Origin of the sequence: Collinsella sp. AF19-1LB, from assembly GCF_003459655.1 — a bacterium.
Lineage (GTDB): Bacteria > Actinomycetota > Coriobacteriia > Coriobacteriales > Coriobacteriaceae > Collinsella.
The window spans coordinates 19,139-39,519 of sequence record NZ_QRWO01000028.1; the positions used below are offsets into that span (position 1 = coordinate 19,139).

A 20,381-nucleotide genomic window follows, 5' to 3' on the forward strand; every position below is an offset into this window, starting at 1 on the left:
CCATGTCCGAGCATATGGCTCAGCAAAATGCCGAGGGTTCGCGCGACCTGTCGACGCTGGTAGATGTGTCGGCCGAGCTGCAGCATCTGGTGCAGACCATCTGGCGCCTGCGTCAGCCCGACGGCTGCCCGTGGGACCGCGAGCAGACGCACCGCAGCATTGGCAAGAACATGATCGAGGAGGCCTACGAGGCGCTCGATTGCATCGAGGCGGACGACGTGGCGCATCTGCGCGAGGAGCTGGGCGACGTGCTCATGCAGGTGGTACTGCATGCGCAGATTGCGGCGGACGCCGGCGAGTTTACACTTGCCGATGTGGCACGCGATATCGACGCCAAGCTCATCCGTCGTCATCCGCACGTGTTTGGCGATGCGGACGCCGAGAGCTCCGATGAGGTGCTCAAGATCTGGGACGAGGTTAAGCTTGCCGAGAAGGCTGCAAGGGACAAGGCCGTGGCAGCGGGCGAGGCTGCGCCCGAGGGCCTGCTCGACGGCGTGCCCACGCATCTGCCGGCGCTGATGCAGGCTCAGAAGGTGTCGCGCAAGGCGGCTGCCGTGGGCTTTGAGTGGGAGACAGTCCAGGACGTGTGGGACGAGGTCGCCGAGGAGCGCGTCGAGTTTGAGGCCGAGACTCCCGGCTCGCCCGAGCGCGAGATGGAGTTTGGCGACCTGCTCTTTGCCCTGGTCAACGTTGCGCGCAAGGAGGGCATAGACGCCGAGAGTGCTCTGCGCGCGAGCACGGCAAAGTTCCGCCACCGTTGGGCCGCGATGGAGGAGATGGCGGCCGACGCCCACGTGGATCTTGCCGAGCTTTCGACCCACGGCCTCAATGACCTCTGGGATGCCGCAAAGGCAGAGGAGTAAGACTGCGGGAACGACGGGCTGACATGCCTTATCGTTCCCGCCGAATTTTTCGAAAAACAATTGTATCCCTCGGCTAACTTAGGGCATAATGCAAAAAGTGCGACGTGGCTAACTTACGGAGGCGCACCAATGGTGCACGGTCAGCCGGTCGCTTGCATCCACTATGTTTCCAAGTGAGAGGGAGACAACATGAGCGATATTTTGGACGTCTACGGTCGCGAGGTGCTCGACAGCCGCGGCAATCCCACTGTCGAGGTCGAGGTCGTGCTCGAGGACGGTAGCTTTGGCCGCGCAATGGTGCCTTCGGGCGCTTCGACCGGTGCCTTTGAGGCCTGCGAGCTGCGCGATGGCGACAAGGGTCGCTATCTGGGCAAGGGCGTTTCGCAGGCCGTCGAGCACGTCAATAACGAGTGCGCTAACGCCGTCGTGGGCCTCGACGCCTTCGACCAGCGCGCCGTCGATGCCGCGCTGATTGCCGCGGACGATACCCCCAACAAGACCAATCTCGGTGCCAACGCCATTCTGGGTGTGTCGCTGGCAGTTGCCCGCGCCGCTGCCGAGTCGGCGGGCCTGTCGCTGTATCAGTACCTGGGCGGCGTCAACGCCCACCTGCTGCCCACGCCCATGATGAACATCCTCAACGGCGGCGTGCATGCCGACAATAACGTCGACTTCCAGGAGTTCATGATCATGCCGGTGGGCGCCCCGAGCTTTGCCGAGGGCCTGCGTTGGTGCGCCGAGGTCTACCACACCCTCAAGGGTGTGCTGCACGAGGCCGGCCTGGGCGGCGGCGTGGGCGACGAGGGTGGCTTTGCGCCCAACCTCAAGACCAATGCCGAGCCGTTCGAGTACATCACCAAGGCCGTGGAGAAGGCCGGCTTTAAGCCCGGCGTCGACTTCATGTACGCCATGGATCCGGCGTCCACCGAGTTCTACAACGCTGAGACCGGTATGTATGAGCTCAAGGGCGAGGGCGTGGAGTACACGAGTGCCCAGATGGTTGATTACTGGGAGAAGCTTGTCGACACCTATCCCATCATCTCCATCGAGGACGGCATGGCCGAGGAAGACTGGGACGGCTGGGTTGAGCTCACCCGTCGCATTGGCAACAAGGTGCAGCTGGTGGGCGACGACCTGTTCGTCACCAACACCGAGCGCCTCAAGAAGGGCATCGAGCTGGGTGCCGCCAACGCGATCCTGGTCAAGGTCAATCAGATCGGCACGCTCACCGAGTCGCTCGAGGCCATCGAGACCGCCAAGGAGGCCGGTTACGCCTGCATCGTGAGTCACCGCTCCGGCGAGACCGAGGATTCCACGATCGCCGACCTGGTCGTGGGCGTCAATGCCGGCCAGATCAAGTCGGGCGCCCCGTGCCGCAGCGACCGTATCGCCAAGTACAACCAGCTCATTCGCATCGAGGACGAGCTCGAGGGCAGCGCGCGCTACGCCGGCAAGGCCGCGTTCTACAACATTCGCTAAACGGGCGAATTTGGCGAGGAGGAGGCTGACTCGGTTCCGCCCCGCCTTGGCTGGACGCCGCAAAGCGCTGTGGGCGCTGGGCCATATGGCTCAGCGCCTTTTTTATGTCGAGCAAAGGCTGGCGAAGGCGGTGCGGGCGCTCGTGCTATAACTAAAGGACTTAGCGCAAACAAACCTCAACCGCACAAGGCGCACATGGATCAGATTTACGACAACAGGTACTATTCCGCCGGTTCGCGCGAGCCGTCGCCTCGCCGTGCGCGCACGGTGCAGCTCGGTGGGTCCGCTTATGCCGGCGCCGACCGCTCCACGCAGCGCCCGGCAAGTACCTCGCGCCCCAATGCTCAATCAAATACCTTGGCAGATGGACCGGTGCGCCCGGCACGTTCGTCGCATGCGTCGCGTCCCTCGACTCAAGCACACGACAAATCGAGTAGGCCCTCGAGCCGTCTTTCGGGCTCGGACTTTATGCATTACGCCAACGACAACGCGGTTGTCAAGGCGATCTATGACTTTACGCATGGCCCTCTGCGTCCGCTGTTTATCGGTATCGTGGTGGCGCTGGTGCTCGTGAGCCTGTATTTCCCCGTGCGCGATCTGTACGTGGCAAAGCGTTCGAGCGATATCTTGGCCAAGCAGGTCGAGATTCGCCAGCAATACAATGATGAGCTGCAAAAAAGCGTCGACAAGCTGCTCTCGGAGGAGGGTATCAAGGACGCGGCGTCCGAGGACCTGGGCCTGGTGATGCCCGGCGAGAAGAAGATTGACGTGCTAGGTTTGGACGACGATTCGGACTCGTCGTCGAGCAAAAAGTCCTCAAACGCCAAGAAGGCCAGCGAAGTGGCCAAGGAAATCGAAGAAGTCGGCAAGGACGCGCCGTGGTACATCCAGGCGCTCGACATGCTGTTTGGGTTTAACGGCGTCGAGGGTCAGACGGTCGTGTCCAACGGCAAATAGCGCCCGGAGGGGAGCCCGCAATGACAAATTGCAAACGCTATAAGGTAGCCGCGATCGACCTGGGAACGGTGTCGTCGCGACTGGTGTTGGCCCAGGTCGAGGGCGGAGCGATTGTGGAATCGTCCAAGCATACCGAGATTACCGACCTGGGCGAGGGCGTGGACACGACGGGGCGCTTTTGCAAGGCGGCTGTCGAGCGTGTGCTCGCTGCGTGTCACATGTTTGTGGACGAGGCCCGTGCCTTTGGGGCCGTGTGCGTCTGCACCACGTGTACGAGTGCCGCACGCGATGCGTCCAATGCCGCGCTGCTGTTGGACGGCCTGCGCGATCTGGGGCTTGAGCCACAGATGATTCCGGGCGAGGTCGAGGCGCGCCTGACGTTTTTCGGCGTGGCGCACGACTTTGCCGGCGAGCGCATCATTGTTGCCGATTCGGGCGGCGGATCCACGGAGCTCGCGACTGGCGTGTACGCGCCGGAGCGCGGCGTCTTTGCGCTGGAGGGAACGCGCTCGCTGGACATCGGTTGTCGCCGCGTGACGGAGCGCTTTTTCTCCGCGTTGCCGCCCGCGGATGGCGAGCTTGCTGCCGCTGCCGCGTGGGCAGGCGAGCAGTTTGCCGCCTATTTTGAAGGCCTGCCCAGCGACTTTGAGCGCGCCGAACGCCTCGTTGCGGTGGGCGGCACCGTCACCACGCTCGTGGCGCTGGTCCACGAACTGGAGCCGTACGACTCGAGCTTTGTGCACCTGCGCGAGCTTTCGCTGGAGCAGGTCTCGGCCGCCATTGAGCGTATGTCCACGCTTGATGTTGCGGGCATCGCTGCGTTGCCGGGCGTGCAGCCCAAGCGCGCGAGCGTGATCTTGGCCGGTGCCGTGGTAATGCGCGAGCTCATGCGCGCCGGCAACTACGACACGCTCACCGTAAGCGAGAACAGCCTGCTCGCCGGCATGGCCGCTACCATCAATGAGGTTCTCGACGGCGCGACCCCCACCATCGCCTGGACTCCGAGCCTGAGCACCCTCTAAAACTAGTCTTTTTGGGACGGGGCTATTTTAGCTACTTATGCCAGCCTGTCGATTTGCCCAATCTCCCAAAGCGGAATATTGACGAGCGTGTCCTCGTCTCTATATGCCGCCAGAGAGCTCCTCGCGCAACGCTCGAGTTTGAATTTTTCGCAGGCTATTTTCAGACTCTTCGCTTTAAGGTTCTCTGCCGCCTTGACCTCAAGCGGAAGCACGGTTCCCGCATGGTCGATGGCAAAGTCGGTTTCGGCATTGCCAGAGGTAGAGGACCAATACACGGGAGTTTTGTCCTGGAGCAAAAGCTCCTGCGCGACGTATTGTTCGGTCAGCGAACCTTTGAACTCGGTAAAAACAGCGGATCCGTTAAGAACGATGGCCGGAGAGAGACCGGAGAGCGCTCCGAGGATGCCGGTGTCGATGCAGAACAGTTTGAAGCCCGAGAGGTCTTCGTAGCTCGAGAGCGGTGCCTTTAGAGCGGAAACACGTGGCACCTTATGAACGATTCCGTAGTCCGTGAGCCACTGGAGGCTTTCCTCAAAATCGCGTGCGCGCGCTCCAGGGCGAAGGGCGCCATAGACAAACTTCTTGTTCTCCTTGGCAAGCTGGCCGGGAAGGGATTTCCAAACCAACCTCATGCGCTCGACGATGCGGGCGGGTGCATGTTTGCCAAAATCGGATTCGTAAGCCTCGATGATTTGCTGCTGAAGCCTTCGGGCTTCAATGAAGTCGCGTGTCTCGGCGAAAGCGGAGACAACTTCGGGCATACCACCGACAACAAGGTATTCCTTGAGCAAGTGCACGAGCTTTTCGGTGACGTTTGCTAGAAGGTTCATGTCTGCGGCAAGGATGGCGTCGGCGAGCGGGTTGCCGTCGACGGCGCGAACGAACTCGGCAAACCCCATGGGACGCATGGTGAGCTGGTCGATTTTGCCGACGGGAAATGACTCGTTTTCGCGTCGGAGCGCGAGGCCCATATAGGAACCGGCTGCTACGATGTGGTATTCGGGTGCAAGCTCGTTGAAGTACTTGAGCGAGGTGATCCCGCGTGGCGCCTCTTGGATCTCGTCGAAGATGATGAGCGTGTCTGTCGGCGTTACGGTTTGGCCACGTAGGAGCTCTATCTGGGAGATGATGCGCTTGGGGTCGAGGTCCCCATCGAACAGCGAACGTGCGCTCGGCTCGAGCATAAAGTCAAAACGAATGACGTTTCGATACTGCTGGCTTGCGAATTTGTTAAGAAGCCACGTCTTTCCTGTCTGGCGGGCTCCCTTAAGCAAGAGAGGTTTGCGATTCGCCCTTGATTTCCAAGCGATAAGTTCACTCATAAGCTGTCGTTGCATATTGCCTCCCAACCCTCTCGGCTAGTATAAGGCCATATGCGCGTTTCCCTTGGAAAATGTGCGAGACAACCACGTTTTTCCATCGAAAAATGTGCGAGACAACCACGTTCTTCCATCGAAAAATGTGGGAGTATCAACCTAAGCTGCGGTGAAATAGTTCTTAAATAGGCTGGTAAACAGCATAAACAAGAACTATTCCACCGCAACTCACCATCTGTATCGGCATCCAAAAGAAACGAGCCCGCATCCCCAGGGGACACGGGCTCGTAAACAATACATGGTAGGGGCGGTGGGACGTCCGCGCATTTGCTGCGCAAATACGCACCGGCTTCGGCCGCCTGTCGGCGCCCTCGCCGGCTCACTACGGACGCTGCGCGTCCGCTTAACGCTCGCCCCCTCGCGGGTTCGAGTCCCACCGGCATCCAAAAGAAACGAGCCCGCATCTCAAAGGGACACGGGCCCGTAAAAGCCATATGGTAGGGGCGGTGGGACTCGAACCCACAATCCTTGCGGCGAGAGATTTTAAGTCTCCTGCGTATGCCAATTCCGCCACGCCCCCGTGAGACTAGAAGTCTAGCACAAGCCGTCCGTTACGCGTTGACGGCCATCGAGTGCTGGCCTGACTTTTCCAAGTACTCGGCAAACTTGGCTTCGTCGCCCTTGTTCTGGTACTGCAGGGCCAGCAGGTACTCCAAGCGGCAGCGCTTGACCGGGTCGTCGCCCACATCCTCGAGCATGCGCTCCAGCTCGGGAATGTCGTTGTGACGCTTGAGGATCATCGTGTCGTACATCAGCTGGCACTCGTGCGCGACCGCCTCGGCCTGACCGCCCTCAAAGCCCTTGATTTCGTGCAGCAGCTCCTTGGACTTTTTGCGGTCCTCCTGGCCAACGTAGTAGTTAAAGGCCTTGATCACCAGGTCGACGCGCTGCATCTTGGGCAGGTTGAGTCCCAGCAGCAGGTCGAACATCTCGCCGGCGCGCTCGTGGTCCTCGCGCAGCAGATAGGAGTTCAGACGCAGGTAGTCGCGGTTGTAGCGCGGGTACAGCATGCTGGTGAGTTTGCCGTCGAGCAAACGATCGAACTCGGCCCACTGTTTGGCGGCCATCAACTGTTGCAGGCGTTTAAACGTAGTGCGTTTTTTGACGCTAAAGAACACCGACACGGCGATACAGATGATAACGACGGCGGTCCAGAGTGTGCGGGAATCGGGCATGTTAGGATCCTTAGTCGCTCATAAAGCGAGCGGTATGACAACACGTACTAGATGTATTATACGCAGCGCACAAGCAAACTGGCATAAAAGCTCATCGAGGCTGAGTGCCATCGCTCGCTGCGGTACACTTACCTAAAGTAAACCATGAAGGGAGACATTACCCATGAAGAAGATCGTTTTGGCTTGCGGTGCTGGCGCTGCTACTTCCACGCTCGTTGCCCAGAAGGTCGCTACCATGCTCGACGCCAACGGTTATGCCGGCAAGTATGAGATCGTGCAGTGCGCCATCTCCGAGGCCAAGGATTACTGCGACGAGGGCGCCGACCTGCTGATCGCCACCACCGTTGCCCCCGAGGGCCTCACCTGCCCGTACGTGAGCGGCGTGCCCTTCATGACCGGCATGAACCGCGTCGCTGCCGAGAAGGCCGTCCTCGACGTCATGGCTCAGTAGGCGCTGACTGTATGAGTGAGCAGAACGCCAATCCGGTCGAGCTCTTTGGCATGCGCGTTGCCCATGTGGGCATTAACGCCACCGACCCGGCAGATGCCCTGGAGATCGCGGAGCTGTTCTCGACGATGATGGGCCTGCCCGTTATCGAGACCCCGGTTTCGTACTTTAACGATTCGCTGATCGAGGTCATGAAGCAGAACGGTCGTGGCGCCAAGGGTCACATTGGCTTTGCCGTCAACGACATCGATGCGGCCGAGAAGTGGTTTGCCGAGCGCGGGCTCGAGGTCAACGAGGAGTCGCGCGTGCTGCTGCCCGACGGCGGCACCAAGCTCGTGTACTTTAAGCGCGAGTTCGCTGGCTTTGCCGTGCACCTGTGCCGCGAGTAGCGCACAGGCTGCTATAGCTAACGAAAAATGGGGTAAGGCCACGTGGCCTTACCCCATTTTTAATGCCGAGAGGGTGACTGACGGGCTGCCGTAAAACGAAGGTGAATGCTTTTCCGCGAAGTGAACGAGTGAAATCGGACCCCTGGAGCATCGACACTTTGGAGGCACCGTTTCCTGCGGTTTCGTAAGGTTTTTCCTGCGGTTTTGGCGTCAAAAAGTGTGGATGCTTCGGGGGTCCAAAATAGGTCGTTCACTTCGCGGAAAAGCATTCACCTTCGATTCGTGAGAGACGCCCCTACCGCGGCAGGCGAATCGTAAAGCGGCTGCCGACGCCCTCGACTGAGGTCACGCCGATGACACCGCCATGGCTGTCGACGATCCACTTGGCAATGGCGAGCCCCAGACCCGAGCCCTGCGCGCCGGCATCGCGTGCGTTGTCGGCGCGATAGAACCGTTCAAACGCGTGAGCTGCGGATTCCTGGTTCATGCCGATACCCTCGTCCTCAACACTTATGTCGATCGTGCCCGCGCCCGCATCGGGTGTTATGGCAAACGTGACGGTCGTGCCTGCGTCCGAATACTTGGCGGCGTTTTGCACGATCACGCGCAGCGCCTGCTTCACGAGTGCCACGTCAACCGATGCGTTGCAGCGCGGGTCGCCGGTAAGTGCGGCATCATACGCCAGCCGATATGTGTGCCCGGCATCGATCATCTGTGATTCTTCGCAAACCTCGCCGACCAGTGCAGCCAGGTTGGTATTCGCGCGCCGCAGCACGGTGCGACCGGCATCGCCGCGCGCTAAAAACAGCAACTGCTCCACGAGCTCCTGCATATGCTCGCTTTCGGCTTTGAGCGAGGTGATGGATTCTGCCAGCACGTCCGGGTCGTCTTTGCCCCAGCGGTCGAGCATGTTCACGTAACCCTGAATCACCGCGATGGGCGTGCGCAGCTCGTGACTCGCATCGTTGACAAAGCGCATCTGCTGCAGCTTTGCCTCTTGCATCTGGCGCAGCAGGCGGTTGAGTGCGACCTCGATGCTCGCCAGGTCGGCGTCGCCGGTGGTGACGCTCGGCGAGTCGACGCTTGCGCGCTCGATGGCCTGCTCCAGCGTTTCCATCTTGCCGCCGGCGAGCTGCATGCGGCCGAGCTCGTCCACACGCAAGGCCAGGTCGTTGAGCGGCGCCATAGTGCGGCGCACGCGGCGGGCGCCGCCGAGCATGTTGAGCACGCTGATGACCTGCCAACCCACAACGACAAGGTAGAGAGGCCATAGCGCGACGAGGTCCTGCGCGAGGGGGAAGGTCTTGGTGGTGCGCGCAAACTCGACGGTATAGGTGAGCGTTGTCAGGTCCCAGCCGCGCGCGGGCGTCAGTGACATGCCGTGAACGCTGGCGCTGGGGATCCATCCCGCGGTAAACGCGCCATCGGGCAGCGTCTGGTTGTAGCCATAGACGAGGATCGCCGCCGCAACAAGCAGCAGTAACAGATCCAGCCAGACGTAGCTCACCAAGCGGCGCCACATATAGCTCCAGTTGATGGCGCGGGCGATGGAGGTGACGCGCTTAGCCTCGTCGTTACGCGCGGCAGACATAGCCCACCCCGCGCACGGTCTGGATGATGCGGGCACCGCCGGCGTCTTCGATCTTGGCACGCAGGTGCGCGATGTGCACGTCGACGTTGTTGGTGTCGCCCACATAGTCGTAGCCTAGCGCCTCGTGCGCAATGCGCTCGCGCGTGAGCACGGTGCCGGCATGCGTCATAAGCAGGGCGAGGACATCGAACTCGCGGGCGGTCAGCACGATGGGCGAGCCGCCGACCGTGACTTCGCGGCGGTCGGGATCGAGCGCAACCGAGCCCACGGTGAGCGCGGTGGGGGAGGGCGAGGCAGAGGTCTTGGCCGAGTCGCCAGCTGGGGGTATCGCAACGGCGCACCCGCCCGCACCGCCCGCCCCAACGCCGCCAACGCCCGAAGCCGTCCGCACAGCCTCCGAGCGCTTTAGCGCCACGCGGATCCGTGCGAACAGCTCCTCAATGGCAAACGGCTTGGTCAGGTAATCGTCAGCACCGGCGTCGAGCCCGGCCACCTTGTCCATCACGGCATCGCGCGCGGTGACCATGATCACCGGCACATCCTTGTGCTTGCGGACACGCCGCAGCACCTCCAAGCCGTTGAGCTGCGGCAGCAGTACATCGAGCAGAATCAGATCGTAGTCGCGCTCCAGCGCTAGGTCAACGGCGGTGCGGCCATCGGCGGCGTGCTCCACCTGGTAGCCCTCGTGCTCCAGCTCGAGCGTCACAAAGCGGGCGATTTTCTCCTCGTCCTCTACAATCAGGATCCGTGCCATACGTGCCCCCGTCTGCGATTACTTGTCGTCGTTCAGATTTTGCTTGATGTCGTCCGCGGCATTGGCAGCGCTGTCCATCAGGTTGTTGATGCTGCCGGGCACGTCGCCGTCGCTATCGATGCGGTAGCGCATGCCAAAGAACAAGCCAAGCAGCATCAGCCATATCGTGGCGCCCCAGGCAAACAGGGCGACGATGGGAATCAGGATGGGAATGTTGAGGATGATCGCGTCGCGGCGCGTGGCGATAAACTTGGTGTCCAGGCTCAGACGGAAGAGCTTTTTGAGGTACTCCCACACGCTGTCCATCTTCTTGGAGAAGTCGGTCTTTTCGCTCGACTTTTCGTAGGCGACCTGCGCGGCGACCATCTCAGCCGAGGGCTCGTCGGCTGGTGCGGACTCGGTGGCGGCGTGCGCCGACGTGGTCTGCGTCTTGCCCTGCGACTCGAGCCAAATGATGGCGTCCAGGACGTTGCCGTCGGCGGCGTCGAGCGCGGCCTTGGCGTCGGTGTAGCTCACGTTGCACTTGGTGCGGATGGTTTCAACTTTTTCGAGGTCGTCCATGACCTGTCCTTTCGTTCGATGGGCGCGACGCCGGGCGATCTGCCCGGGCGCGAGCGTTGCGTTCGGCGGTCTGCGTTGCGCGGTGCCGCCCCGCCCTTGGTCGAACTCTATAGTGCAGGTTATAGATTAAGCGATTCTTGAGCCAAGATTAATGTTGGATGAGTTTTTGGGTGGCGGTGGGAAAAGTATTAGACCTCGATAGCGGGGGATGGTGAGCCGGTATCAAGCCGGCGGCAGAAATGGGATAAGAAAGGTGTATGGATCGCATGGATCAAAACTACGTTGCAAAAGTATGAAAATATCCTACAATTGCAGCATGAAGTACTTTAGCAACATAGCGGCGATAAGCGAGCTTTCCGAGAGCGAGGGCGTGTTCACCACAGCCCAGGCGGCTCGCATGGACATCTCTCGAGATGCGCTGGCGCACTCATGCCGCGCAGGGCGTCTTGAACGGATATGCCACGGCGCCTACCGGATGTCTGGAACGCAGCGCCGAGACACCGACGAACTCAACGCCTTTTGGAAGCTCACCAATCCCTCCCTTTGCGCGTGGGAGAGAAAACGTCAGTGGGATGGCATCGCCGTGAGCGGTACGACAGCGGCGAACCTACAGCAAATGGGCGATTTCTATCTGTCCCCCTACAGGATGACCGCGCCCATGCGTATCAATACAAGAAACGAATCCCTTTCTTTTGTAAAGCGCGAGATTGCTGAGCGGGACATCGTTTGGCTCGACGGCCTGCCGGTAACTAAACCCGAGCGCACGCTTGTCGATCTTTGCCTCGATTGCGAGGACCCCTCATTAATTATCGATGCCTATAACGACGCGCTTGGGCGAGGGCTCGATATGCAGCGGCTGAAAGATCTTGTAGAAGAGAACTCTAAAACCGCCAAACGACGCGAACTAATGAGGCCTTTGCTGATGGTACTGAACGGGTAATGCGAATAAACATGCAGTCTCTAACAGCGTTCCGTCACGCGGATCTTTGTTGATCACCTATACTGGTTGAGCTCAACTGGAGAGGTGATAAATAGTTATGAAATCAATCAATGTTGCAGCAGCGATTATTCAGAGGGACGGAAAAATCCTGAGCTGCCAGCGCGGCTATGGCGAGTTTAAAGACGGCTGGGAATTTCCGGGCGGCAAGCTCGAGCCGGGCGAGACCGGCGAGCAGGCAATCGTGCGCGAGATTCAAGAAGAGCTCGAGGTCACGATCGGTAACCTCGACTATCTTTGCACGGTCGAGCACGATTACGAGACGTTCCACCTGTCGATGCAGTGCTACCTGGCTAACATCCTTTCGGGGGAGTTCAAAGAGCACGCTCACGAGGACATGAAGTGGCTCGATACCAATAACCTGTGGGATGTCGATTGGCTTCCAGCGGACGTTAAAGTCGTTAGGGAGCTCGAGAAGAAACTCGGGCTTAAGTAAGAAAGGGGCGGGCGCCACATGGTGCCTCGCCCCTTTTTGTCACTCTGCCTCGCTCAAATCGCTGAGCATAAACTCGTAAATGTCTTGCCTCACGGGTGCGTTGAGCTCATATTCGATTTCAACGGCGTTGTCGCCGCTCTTAGTTTTAATAGCTTCGAACTCACCGGTCGGATGCATTTCGCCTAAGAAATAGAACTCCTTGCCACCCTTATCGTCCTTGTTCTTTCGCATAAACAAATACGTCTTCAGGCCGTTTTCCGGCCATGTCTTCAGGCGCTGAATCTCGGGGGAGTTGAGCGTACGGTTGTTCTTAGAGATTGCAACTAGCTTACTCGGCGAAACAAAGCGGTCTTCATACTGAATTGACTCACTAATGTCGGGCGCCTTGTCATAGTTAATAAACACGGGGAATGTATTGGTCTTCTCGTCGTAGAAATAGCCGCCAAGATTTTGGCCGTTGATGTTCTTTTCCCAGTTCATCAGGCGGCAAACCTCCTCGTATGTGTACTTGGCGTTGAGAACGAAATTTGTGTTTTCGTACGTCTCGGCATAGTCGAGTCGGTTGCGCGCAATACCAAAATCCAGCACTTCAAGAATCTGACGCTTGAACTCTGCGTTGCGCAGGGCGGTCGCAAACGCTTCGGTCAGACGAGGTCCGGTTCCATCGTCAATAAGCAGGGAAACGAAATCCTTAGGAGTGGCAAAGTCGCCCTTAAGGACTGCGATTGCCGACCTAACGGCGCTGTCCTTAAGTTGTGCGCGGTAGTTCCTAAGCGCAGCCTCGCGCATATGCCGGTAGCCCTCGTGTCCGGCTTCGACGAGCGTTTGAAGCAAATAGAGATCTTCAAATCGCTTGCCCGCGGCAAGTTTTTGAGAAATAAATCTGAGGATTTTGATCTGGTCCGAGGAAAACTGGACCGTGTAGTCCGGCTCACATTTGGAAAGAAAATCGTGGTAGGACTTGCTGCTTTTGAAGATGAGTAGCGGGTCGATAGAGCCGTTGCGATCAAATTCGAGCAGCGAGGGGATCTTTCCGAGCTTCTGCCGCAAGTCGAGATATTCGTTCTTCAAAAAGCGGGCGGAGGTAAAGTTGCCGCCATCGATGGCCTTGTAAATGCGTGCCTCGGAAATACGATCGAAGCTCACGGTCGAGCATCCGGGTATCACCGAATCGCCCTCTTGGACGAGACGACGCAGGCGATCTTTGTTGTACGTCTTGTCGCCCGAAAGCGCGATGGGTACCAAGAAGTTGCTCTGGTAATTGCCAATAAAGTCGAGTATCAGTGCGTATTCCTTGCCGCTGTCCAAGCGCAGGCCACGGCCGAGCTGCTGAATAAAGATGATTGCGGAGTCGGTGCGTCGAAGCATGATGATCTGATTGAGCGAGGGGATGTCGACGCCTTCGTTCATGATATCAACCGAGAAAATGTACTCGAGCTCGCCGGCTTCAAGTCGGCTGATTGCGACATCGCGGACCTCATCGGAATCTTGACCGCTAATCGCAGTTGTTCGATATCCGAGAGCGTTGAACTTGCGTGACAGTTCTTCGGCCTCGGCGTTTCGATTGCAGAAGATTAAGCCCCTGCGGTTGCTTTTGGTGACGCTATATTCCTCAATCTTCTCGGCGATGTGACGCACGCGCTCGTCGGATGTTAAGCGTCCGAACAAGGCGGTATCTTCGACCGTTTCGTCGTCAATCTCCAGATCGTGAATGCCAAAATAATGGAAGGGGGCAAGCATCTCCTCGGCCAAAGCGTCCTGCAGCGTGATCTGGAACGCGATGACGTGATTGAAAAGGGCAAAGACGTCATAGCCGTCGGTGCGATTGGGTGTAGCGGTCATGCCCAGATAAAACCGAGGCGTAAAGTGCGACATGATGGATTGGTAGCCCTGGGATCCCGTGCGGTGGGCCTCGTCGATGACGATGTAGTCGAACTCATCGGGACAGAAATCGCTCAAATGTTTGGCGACCGAAGAACACATGGCAAACACGCAGGTGGCTTTGCTTGTATTCTTGCCAGTTTGATAGGTGTCGAACGTATAGGCACTACCTAAGAGCCGTTCGTAGCTTGCGCGGGAGGCGTCAATAATGCGCCGGCGGTGCGCAAGAAAGAGGACGCGCCGGGGTTTAGTTGCGAGTACGTCGAAAGCTGAAAGGAAGGTTTTACCTGTACCCGTGGCAGAGACCAGCAAAGCACGAGTTTCGCCCTTGCGGTGGATCGCTCCAAGCGCTTCGAGGGCACGCTGCTGCATTTTATTGGGCTTGATTTCAGCGAGGTCATTTTGCGTCGGCGTCTCACTAGATTTGAATGTCGGTTTCGATTTAGTTTTTGGCGGATGGGTCATTCGATACGTGGCGTAGTTATCAATCCAGTCTTGGGAAAGTGCAACGGTTGAGGTGTCGTTCCACAGCGAATTGAACTCGCCTCTAAGTTCTCCGAGCAGGCGGCTGTTTTCAACGGTCTGGTAGAGCACATTCCATTCTTTATTACAGGTGAGGGCGGTCTGCGTCATGTTCGAGCTGCCGACGATAACCGTGCTGGTTTCGCCTTTATCAAAAATGTATCCCTTAGCGTGCAAATTTCCTTGGAACACGCGGACTTCGATATTGTCGTACTCCAAGAGCTTGCGAAACGCATCGGGTGAGTTGAAGTTGAGATAGGTGGATGTGAGCAACCTGCCCTTAATGTTGCGTTGCTTGAGCTCTTGGAATGCTTCGACCAGGATCTGCAAACCGCCGTCCGCGACGAACGCAACGCAAAAGTCAAAGGAGCTGCAGGTCGAGAGCTGCTCTTCGATAACGGATAGTAGTGTTCCGCCGGTCGCCTTCGAGTTGGCGATGAGCTTGGGTGAATCGTTCTCGCGTGTAAGCGAATCGAATTCAATATCAATCTGCTGCTGAGCAACCATTTCACCAGGCCTTTCGAAAGACTACGTTTGCGCCAGGATAGCAGATCGATCGTTCGTGTTTTGGGCGACTTTTGATACGAGGGCTTGCAAGCGGTGTCCGCACGACATGTGACACTTAACCTGCTGCCAACTCCTCCGCGGCGGCATGAACCTGAGCAACGATTCTCTAAGGAGCTCGAAATCGATGAGTGACAACACCAAGCATCTCGCAAAGAAATGTGTTAAGGACGCGGGGCTGTGCCTCGCGCTGTGCCTTGCCGGCGCAGCGGTCGCGCTATTGGCTGTTCTGAGGCCGTTCGACGTGCTTCGAAGTGCCAGCTCTCTGCACGTTTGCATCGCCCTTGCCGGTGCCATGATGACCGGTGGCGTACTCGATCTAGTTTTTTGGGTGTTTGACCCGTTTGGATGGAAGAACGAAGGGTAAGCCCTAAGGGATGGACGCCCCGCAGCCTTAGGAGGTCCCCATGATCTGGTTTACCAGCGATACGCACTTTGGACACGAGAACGTGCTACGGCTCGCCGATAGGCCTTGGTCGACTGTTGCGCAGATGAACGACGACATGGTCGCTAGCATTAATGGCAAAGTCGCTGTGGACGACGAGCTTTACATTTTGGGTGACTTTAGCTTTAAGATGACGGTCCAAGAAACCTACGAACTGCGCAAAAGCATCGCATGCAAGCGCGTCCATCTGCTGCCCGGCAACCACGACAAAGACTGGACGCAGCCTGCGGTGGCGGATGCTTTGATCGTCGAGCCGCCCATTTGCGTGCTTAAGATCGACCGTCAAAAAATCGTACTGAGTCACTATCCTATGGCCGACTGGCAGGGTATGTCGCACGGCGGCTGGCATCTTCACGGGCATATCCACAGCTGCGGCGGCGCGTACAACACGTTCAACCTTCGGCAGGGGCTGCGGCGCTATGACGTGGGCGTGGACGCCAACGGCTACGCCCCGGTGAGCCTGGAGGAGCTCAAGTCTTGGTTTGCGCAGGTCGATGAGCCGGTGTGTTGCGCTAAATGGCCGTGGTGGGTCAACGCCACGGGCGATGAGCAGGTTGAGCGCGATCTCGAAGCCTATAAGAGGGAAGTGGCAATCCGATGACGGTTTATGTGACGGGCGATGTCCACGGTGGCATCGACATGCAAAAGCTGCGCGATTGGGAACGCGGCGACTCGCTTTCGAGCGACGACTATCTCATCATCGCGGGCGACTTTGGCTTTCCGTGGGATTTCTCTGCCGAGGAATGCGCCGATATCGCGTGGCTCGAGTCGCGTCCCTATACCGTGCTGTTCGTCGACGGCAACCACGAGCGCTTCGATCACTGGGCGGAGCGTCCCATGGAGTTGTGGCACGGTGGGCTGACACAGCGCCTATCGGACACCTCGCCCATACGGCGCCTGACGCGCGGCGAGGTCTTTGAGCTCGACGGCTCAACGATCTTTACCATGGGCGGCGCCACGAGCGTGGACAAGGAATACCGCGTGCCGTATTCCAGCTGGTGGCCGCAGGAGCTGCCGGGTGAGCGCAACTTTGAGGAAGCGCGGACAAAGCTCGATAGCGTGGGCTGGAAGGTCGACTACGTAATCACCCACACCTGTTCCACGCGCATGCTCTCGCCCACGCTCTATCCGGCACCTGGCTGGAATTACCCCGATGTCGATCGGCTTACGGCATTTTTCGACGAGCTAGAAGGCCGCCTGGATTACAAGCGCTGGTACTACGGGCATTTTCATCGGGATGCCAACCCGGCCGAGCGCCACACCGTGCTCTACGACTGCATCGTTCGCCTGGGCGATGAACTCCAGCCCTGGGACGTTGCGTAGGGGCGGGGCGTTTGGTTACTCGGCCATGATGGTGATGTTCTCGCGGTGTGCGCGAATGACGTTCCAGCTAAAGTGTTCGACCAGCTGCTCGGCGGAGCACGGCGTGGTGTCTGGCGCGATGCCCGTTTGCCCGGCGAGCCAGCCCAGCAGTGCTTCGGGCGTGGCAAAGCGGGTGCGCAACTCGCCCAGGTCCAGATCGCGGTCGCGCTTGGAAAGGCGGCGGCCGTCCGCCGACATGAGCAGCGGAATGTGCGCGTAGTGCGGCGTGGCAAGTCCCAGCAGATGCTGCAGGTAGATCTGGCGGGGCGTGGAGCCCAGCAGGTCGCATCCGCGCACGACCTCGGTGACGCCCATGGCGGCGTCGTCGACCACTACGGCCAGCTGATAGGCAAATACGCCGTCGCTGCGGCGCACCAAAAAGTCGCCGCACTCGGTGGCGAGCGCCTCGCATTGGGCGCCGTACGTGCGGTCTACGAACTCGACCACATCGTCGGCGAGGTCATCGACCGTGGGTACGCGCAGGCGCGTGGCCGGGGCGCGCAGGGTGCTGCGGCGGGCAACCTCTTCGGCCGAAAGAGCACGGCAGGCGCCGCGATAGATGGGCGTGCCGTCGCTGGCGTGCGGTGCGCTCGCGGCGTGGAGCTCGGCGCGCGTGCAAAAGCAAGGGTAGGTGAGGCCGGCGTCTTGCAATTGGCGCAAGGCGGCTTCGTACAGATCCAGGCGATCGTGCTGGTAGTAGGGGCCTTCGTCCCACTCGAGACCCAGCCAGGCCAGGTCGTCGATCAGCTGGGCCGCAAGTTCGGGACGCTTGCAGCGATCGTCCAGGTCCTCGGTGCGCAACACGATACTGCCGCCCTGGCTGCGGGCCGAAAGCCACGCGCACAGGCAGCTGAACACGTTGCCCAGGTGCATGCGGCCCGAGGGCGACGGGGCAAAGCGGCCCACGACGGGGGTGGGAGAGGGAGTCGCCGTCGACGTGGCCACGGCGGGCGTTGCTATGTTGCGTGCTTTGATATCCATGCGGACGAGTATAGCGCGGGGCGCGATGGGGAGGCGTCACTGTGGTCCGCAAGTTGTCGAGGCCCCTCATTGCGTATGGCGGGTCGCAGACTCGGTGCTTTGATACCTGTCCATCAACTCGGCACCTAAGACGACAGAAACCCCGGCAGCTCTTCGCAACTGCCGGGGTTTCCGCGGAAAAGGGGGACATGATCCTCGAGCGAACGGGAAAGGGGCAAACCGTTTTCGCTCAACTGCTTTATGCCCTTCGCCCGCAGGCTCAATCAGCGTTTTAGCGGCAACACAAAGCCGCTACACCTGTGACGGAGCTGTGAAGTGGTGTCTGCTGCTGGCGCGGGCCATGGCAAGGAGTGTCCCAGACTGCCGGCAGATAAGGAACGTCCCCAAGTGCCGGCCGTGGACGTGACTTTCGTCCCGTTTGATACTCCGCTGGCCTAGATGTTCGTCACATGAGCCCGCAAACGTGGGACAATGACGCTACTGGTACCACAGACAAAGGATGTGCCTATGAACGCCCCCGTTGCCCAGCCCTGTCGGCAGCGCCGCCTGTTTGCGCGATTCGCTTCCGTCTGCGCACTCGTCGCGCTTGCGTTGTTGCTGCTGCCTGCCGCCGCGCACGCCGACGGCTACTCCATGAGCCAAACCTACATCGGCGCCACGGTTGAGGCCGATGGCTCGCTGACCGTTGTCGAGGGACGCCAGTTCGATTTCGACGACGACATCAACGGCGTGTATTGGGATATCAATACAGGCTCTAACCAGCAAGGCGGCTCGGTGGTCGTCAATGTGCTAAGCGTCGAGGAAGACGACACTGCGTTTAACAAGGTCGACAGCGCAAACAAAGGCGACGACGGCGTTTACACGGTGGAACAGTCCGACGACGGCGTAAAGATTAAGGTGTTCAGCCCCCACGAGAGCGGCGACAGCGCAATCTACTACGTGAGTTATTCCATGACCGGTGCGGTTATGAACTGGGCCGATACCGCCGAGCTTTACTGGAAATTTGTGGGTGACGGCTGGTCGGCGGATTCCGATGACGTCGAGATGGAAGTGTATTTCGCAAATGCCGCTGCCGGGACGGCTGCCGTCAAGGGCGATAACTTCCGCGCATGGGGCCACGGTCCGCTGACGGGCGACGTGTCGCTCGATGAGGACGAGCCCATGGTCACCTATACCATTCCCTGCGTGCATCAGGGCGAATTCGCCGAGGCACGCATCGCCTTCCCCAGCGACTGGGTGCCGCAGCTTGCCGCCTCGGGCGAAGAGCGCATGTCAACGATCCTGAGCGAAGAGAAGGAATGGGCCGACGAAGCTAACGCCCGCCGTGAGCACGCGCGTGCGGTTGCCAGCGCGATTGCCGTGGTGTGTGTTGTCGTGGCGGTTGCCTATACCGGTGTGATCGTGATGCTTAAGCTGCGCAGGCCCAAGCCCAAGCCGCTCTTCCAGGACGAGTACTTCCGCGATGTGCCCTCGGCCGACCATCCCGCGGTGCTTGCAGCTCTCATGAGCTGGAACGACGTGCCCGATCAGGCATATATCGCCACGCTTATGAAGCTCACCGACGACCGCGTGATCAAGCTGGAAGAAGCGACCGAGACCAAGAAGAAGGGTCTGCTCCGTCGCGAAAAAGAGGAGCAGACGTATCGCATCACAGTGACCGACGAGGCCTGGAAGGCTGCCAAGAAGGACGGCATCGATCGCGATGTGCTCAAGGTCTTCTTCGCCGGCGTTAAGCCCGATAAGGACGGAGTCCGTTCGCGCACGTTTAGCGAGCTGGAGGAGTACGCTAGCGAGCGCACCACATCTGTTGGCGACAAGCTCGAGGACTATCAGAGCACGGTTAAGGGCAAGCTGGAGGCGCGCGAGCTTATCGCATCGGATGGCACCATCGCGATGGTGGCCGGCCTGGTTCTCGGTATCATCATCGTCTTTGGCATTCTGGGCTCTCTGATCTATACCGACTTTGCGGATGCCAATGTCGGTGCCGCTATGATCTCGATCCCCGTCACGATCGTGGGCTTTGCCCTGAGCTGCACTTTCCGCCGTTACACGCCGGAGGGCGCCGAGGTGGCGGCTCGCTGCAAGGCGCTCAAGCATTGGCTCGAGGACTTTACGCGTCTGAAGGAGGCCGTCCCCAGCGACCTGATCTTGTGGAACAAGCTGCTGGTGATGGGCGTTGCCCTGGGCGTTTCGAAAGAAGTGCTGCGACAGCTGGCCGAAGCCGTGCCTGCGGACCTGCGCAACAGCGACGATTTCTACGACAACTACCCCTGCTACTGGTGGTATTACCATCACTACGGCAACGAGTCCCCACTCGATTCGTTCAACGATGTGTACCACGAGACCATCCGCGAGCTGGCTTCGAGCTCCGACAGCTCGAGCGGCGGCAGCGGCGGCGGCTTCTCTGGCGGCGGTGGTGGCGGCGCCGGCGGAGGCGGCGGCGGAACGTTCTAGTGAGCGCTTGCTTTGGGGTGGATCTTTCTGGGCGGTTGCCAGGGAAGATTCATCCCATTTTTGTGCATCGAAACGGGCCAAACTTTCGCTGAGGGTAGCGCGCAGAGATGTGGTGTAAGAGGCG

Annotated in this window: 19 protein-coding genes and 1 tRNA gene; 12 read left to right on the forward strand and 8 right to left on the reverse strand. The window is 59.4% G+C overall.

Translation table 11 applies throughout. The features are described from left to right. Positions 1 to 2 precede the first annotated feature (2 nt). The 4 genes from mazG to DWX39_RS08730 all read left to right on the forward strand — a co-directional run bounded on the left by mazG (position 3) and on the right by DWX39_RS08730 (position 4,321). A complete protein-coding gene (gene mazG / locus DWX39_RS08715) occupies positions 3 to 863 on the forward strand; it encodes a nucleoside triphosphate pyrophosphohydrolase (RefSeq protein WP_117759432.1) in 861 nt (286 codons plus the stop codon). 189 nt (positions 864 to 1,052) lie between these two features. Next, positions 1,053 to 2,342: a phosphopyruvate hydratase gene (gene eno, locus DWX39_RS08720; RefSeq protein ID WP_117759434.1), complete on the forward strand. Its 1,290-nt coding sequence runs from the start codon at positions 1,053 to 1,055 to the stop codon at positions 2,340 to 2,342. Between the two features lie 195 nt (positions 2,343 to 2,537). Further along, positions 2,538 to 3,299 (forward strand): septum formation initiator family protein, encoded by a 762-nt coding sequence (locus DWX39_RS11260; RefSeq protein ID WP_233508914.1) that lies wholly within the window; start codon positions 2,538 to 2,540, stop codon positions 3,297 to 3,299. 20 nt (positions 3,300 to 3,319) lie between these two features. Further along, positions 3,320 to 4,321: a hypothetical protein gene (locus tag DWX39_RS08730; RefSeq protein ID WP_117759436.1), complete on the forward strand. Its 1,002-nt coding sequence runs from the start codon at positions 3,320 to 3,322 to the stop codon at positions 4,319 to 4,321. Between the two features lie 35 nt (positions 4,322 to 4,356). Here the strand turns inward: DWX39_RS08730 and DWX39_RS08735 are convergent, their stop codons facing one another. The 3 genes from DWX39_RS08735 to DWX39_RS08745 all read right to left on the reverse strand — a co-directional run bounded on the left by DWX39_RS08735 (position 4,357) and on the right by DWX39_RS08745 (position 6,872). Further along, positions 4,357 to 5,643, reverse strand: a complete 1,287-nt coding sequence (locus tag DWX39_RS08735; RefSeq protein WP_233508915.1) for an ATP-binding protein — start codon at positions 5,641 to 5,643, stop codon at positions 4,357 to 4,359. 489 nt (positions 5,644 to 6,132) lie between these two features. Further along, positions 6,133 to 6,217 (reverse strand) — tRNA-Leu (locus DWX39_RS08740). A gap of 31 nt (positions 6,218 to 6,248) precedes the next feature. Continuing rightward, positions 6,249 to 6,872: a hypothetical protein gene (locus DWX39_RS08745; RefSeq protein WP_089573579.1), complete on the reverse strand. Its 624-nt coding sequence runs from the start codon at positions 6,870 to 6,872 to the stop codon at positions 6,249 to 6,251. A 163-nt stretch (positions 6,873 to 7,035) separates the two neighbouring features. On the opposite strand from DWX39_RS08745, the gene DWX39_RS08750 reads away from it, so the two are divergent. Both DWX39_RS08750 and DWX39_RS08755 read left to right on the forward strand, forming a co-directional pair. Continuing rightward, the gene (locus DWX39_RS08750; protein WP_117654890.1) at positions 7,036 to 7,323 is read left to right on the forward strand and encodes a PTS sugar transporter subunit IIB; all 288 of its coding nucleotides are present in this window, start codon (positions 7,036 to 7,038) and stop codon (positions 7,321 to 7,323) included. An 11-nt stretch (positions 7,324 to 7,334) separates the two neighbouring features. Then, positions 7,335 to 7,709 (forward strand): VOC family protein, encoded by a 375-nt coding sequence (locus tag DWX39_RS08755; protein ID WP_117759440.1) that lies wholly within the window; start codon positions 7,335 to 7,337, stop codon positions 7,707 to 7,709. A gap of 295 nt (positions 7,710 to 8,004) precedes the next feature. Here DWX39_RS08755 and DWX39_RS08760 read toward each other — a convergent pair whose 3' ends face one another. From DWX39_RS08760 to DWX39_RS08770, 3 genes are read right to left on the reverse strand one after another with little or no spacing between them, the layout of a single operon-like run. Beyond that, a complete protein-coding gene (locus DWX39_RS08760) occupies positions 8,005 to 9,300 on the reverse strand; it encodes a cell wall metabolism sensor histidine kinase WalK (RefSeq protein WP_117759442.1) in 1,296 nt (431 codons plus the stop codon). Further along, entirely contained in the window at positions 9,284 to 10,054 is a 771-nt protein-coding gene (locus DWX39_RS08765; protein WP_117759443.1) for a response regulator transcription factor, read from the reverse strand. The genes DWX39_RS08760 and DWX39_RS08765 overlap by 17 nt, the downstream gene beginning before the upstream one ends. Before the next feature lie 18 nt (positions 10,055 to 10,072). Continuing rightward, positions 10,073 to 10,615, reverse strand: a complete 543-nt coding sequence (locus tag DWX39_RS08770) for a DUF4342 domain-containing protein (protein WP_117759445.1) — start codon at positions 10,613 to 10,615, stop codon at positions 10,073 to 10,075. Positions 10,616 to 10,931: 316 nt separating this feature from the next. On the opposite strand from DWX39_RS08770, the gene DWX39_RS08775 reads away from it, so the two are divergent. Further along, on the forward strand, positions 10,932 to 11,555 hold the full coding sequence (locus DWX39_RS08775) for a type IV toxin-antitoxin system AbiEi family antitoxin domain-containing protein (RefSeq protein WP_117759460.1): 624 nt from the start codon (positions 10,932 to 10,934) through the stop codon (positions 11,553 to 11,555). A gap of 97 nt (positions 11,556 to 11,652) precedes the next feature. Beyond that, entirely contained in the window at positions 11,653 to 12,048 is a 396-nt protein-coding gene (locus tag DWX39_RS08780) for a (deoxy)nucleoside triphosphate pyrophosphohydrolase (RefSeq protein WP_117759447.1), read from the forward strand. 39 nt (positions 12,049 to 12,087) lie between these two features. Here DWX39_RS08780 and DWX39_RS08785 read toward each other — a convergent pair whose 3' ends face one another. Next, positions 12,088 to 14,958 (reverse strand): DUF3427 domain-containing protein, encoded by a 2,871-nt coding sequence (locus tag DWX39_RS08785; RefSeq protein WP_117759449.1) that lies wholly within the window; start codon positions 14,956 to 14,958, stop codon positions 12,088 to 12,090. Between the two features lie 184 nt (positions 14,959 to 15,142). Here DWX39_RS08785 and DWX39_RS08790 point away from each other — a divergent pair, with 184 nt between their 5' ends. The 3 genes from DWX39_RS08790 to DWX39_RS08800 are packed head-to-tail and all read left to right on the forward strand — an operon-like array spanning position 15,143 to position 16,783. Then, positions 15,143 to 15,382, forward strand: a complete 240-nt coding sequence (locus tag DWX39_RS08790; RefSeq protein ID WP_117759451.1) for a hypothetical protein — start codon at positions 15,143 to 15,145, stop codon at positions 15,380 to 15,382. A gap of 40 nt (positions 15,383 to 15,422) precedes the next feature. Then, positions 15,423 to 16,061: a metallophosphoesterase gene (locus DWX39_RS08795; protein ID WP_117759452.1), complete on the forward strand. Its 639-nt coding sequence runs from the start codon at positions 15,423 to 15,425 to the stop codon at positions 16,059 to 16,061. Next, positions 16,058 to 16,783, forward strand: coding sequence for a metallophosphoesterase (locus tag DWX39_RS08800; RefSeq protein ID WP_117759454.1), 726 nt, complete (start codon positions 16,058 to 16,060; stop codon positions 16,781 to 16,783). Before DWX39_RS08795 ends, DWX39_RS08800 begins: the two co-directional genes overlap by 4 nt. A 15-nt stretch (positions 16,784 to 16,798) precedes the next feature. Here DWX39_RS08800 and gluQRS read toward each other — a convergent pair whose 3' ends face one another. Next, the gene (gluQRS, locus tag DWX39_RS08805; RefSeq protein ID WP_255413527.1) at positions 16,799 to 17,803 is read right to left on the reverse strand and encodes a tRNA glutamyl-Q(34) synthetase GluQRS; all 1,005 of its coding nucleotides are present in this window, start codon (positions 17,801 to 17,803) and stop codon (positions 16,799 to 16,801) included. 507 nt (positions 17,804 to 18,310) lie between these two features. Between gluQRS and DWX39_RS11040 the strand changes: the two genes are divergently transcribed. Further along, a complete protein-coding gene (locus tag DWX39_RS11040) occupies positions 18,311 to 20,257 on the forward strand; it encodes a DUF2207 domain-containing protein (protein ID WP_158561645.1) in 1,947 nt (648 codons plus the stop codon). Positions 20,258 to 20,381: the final 124 nt, after the last annotated feature.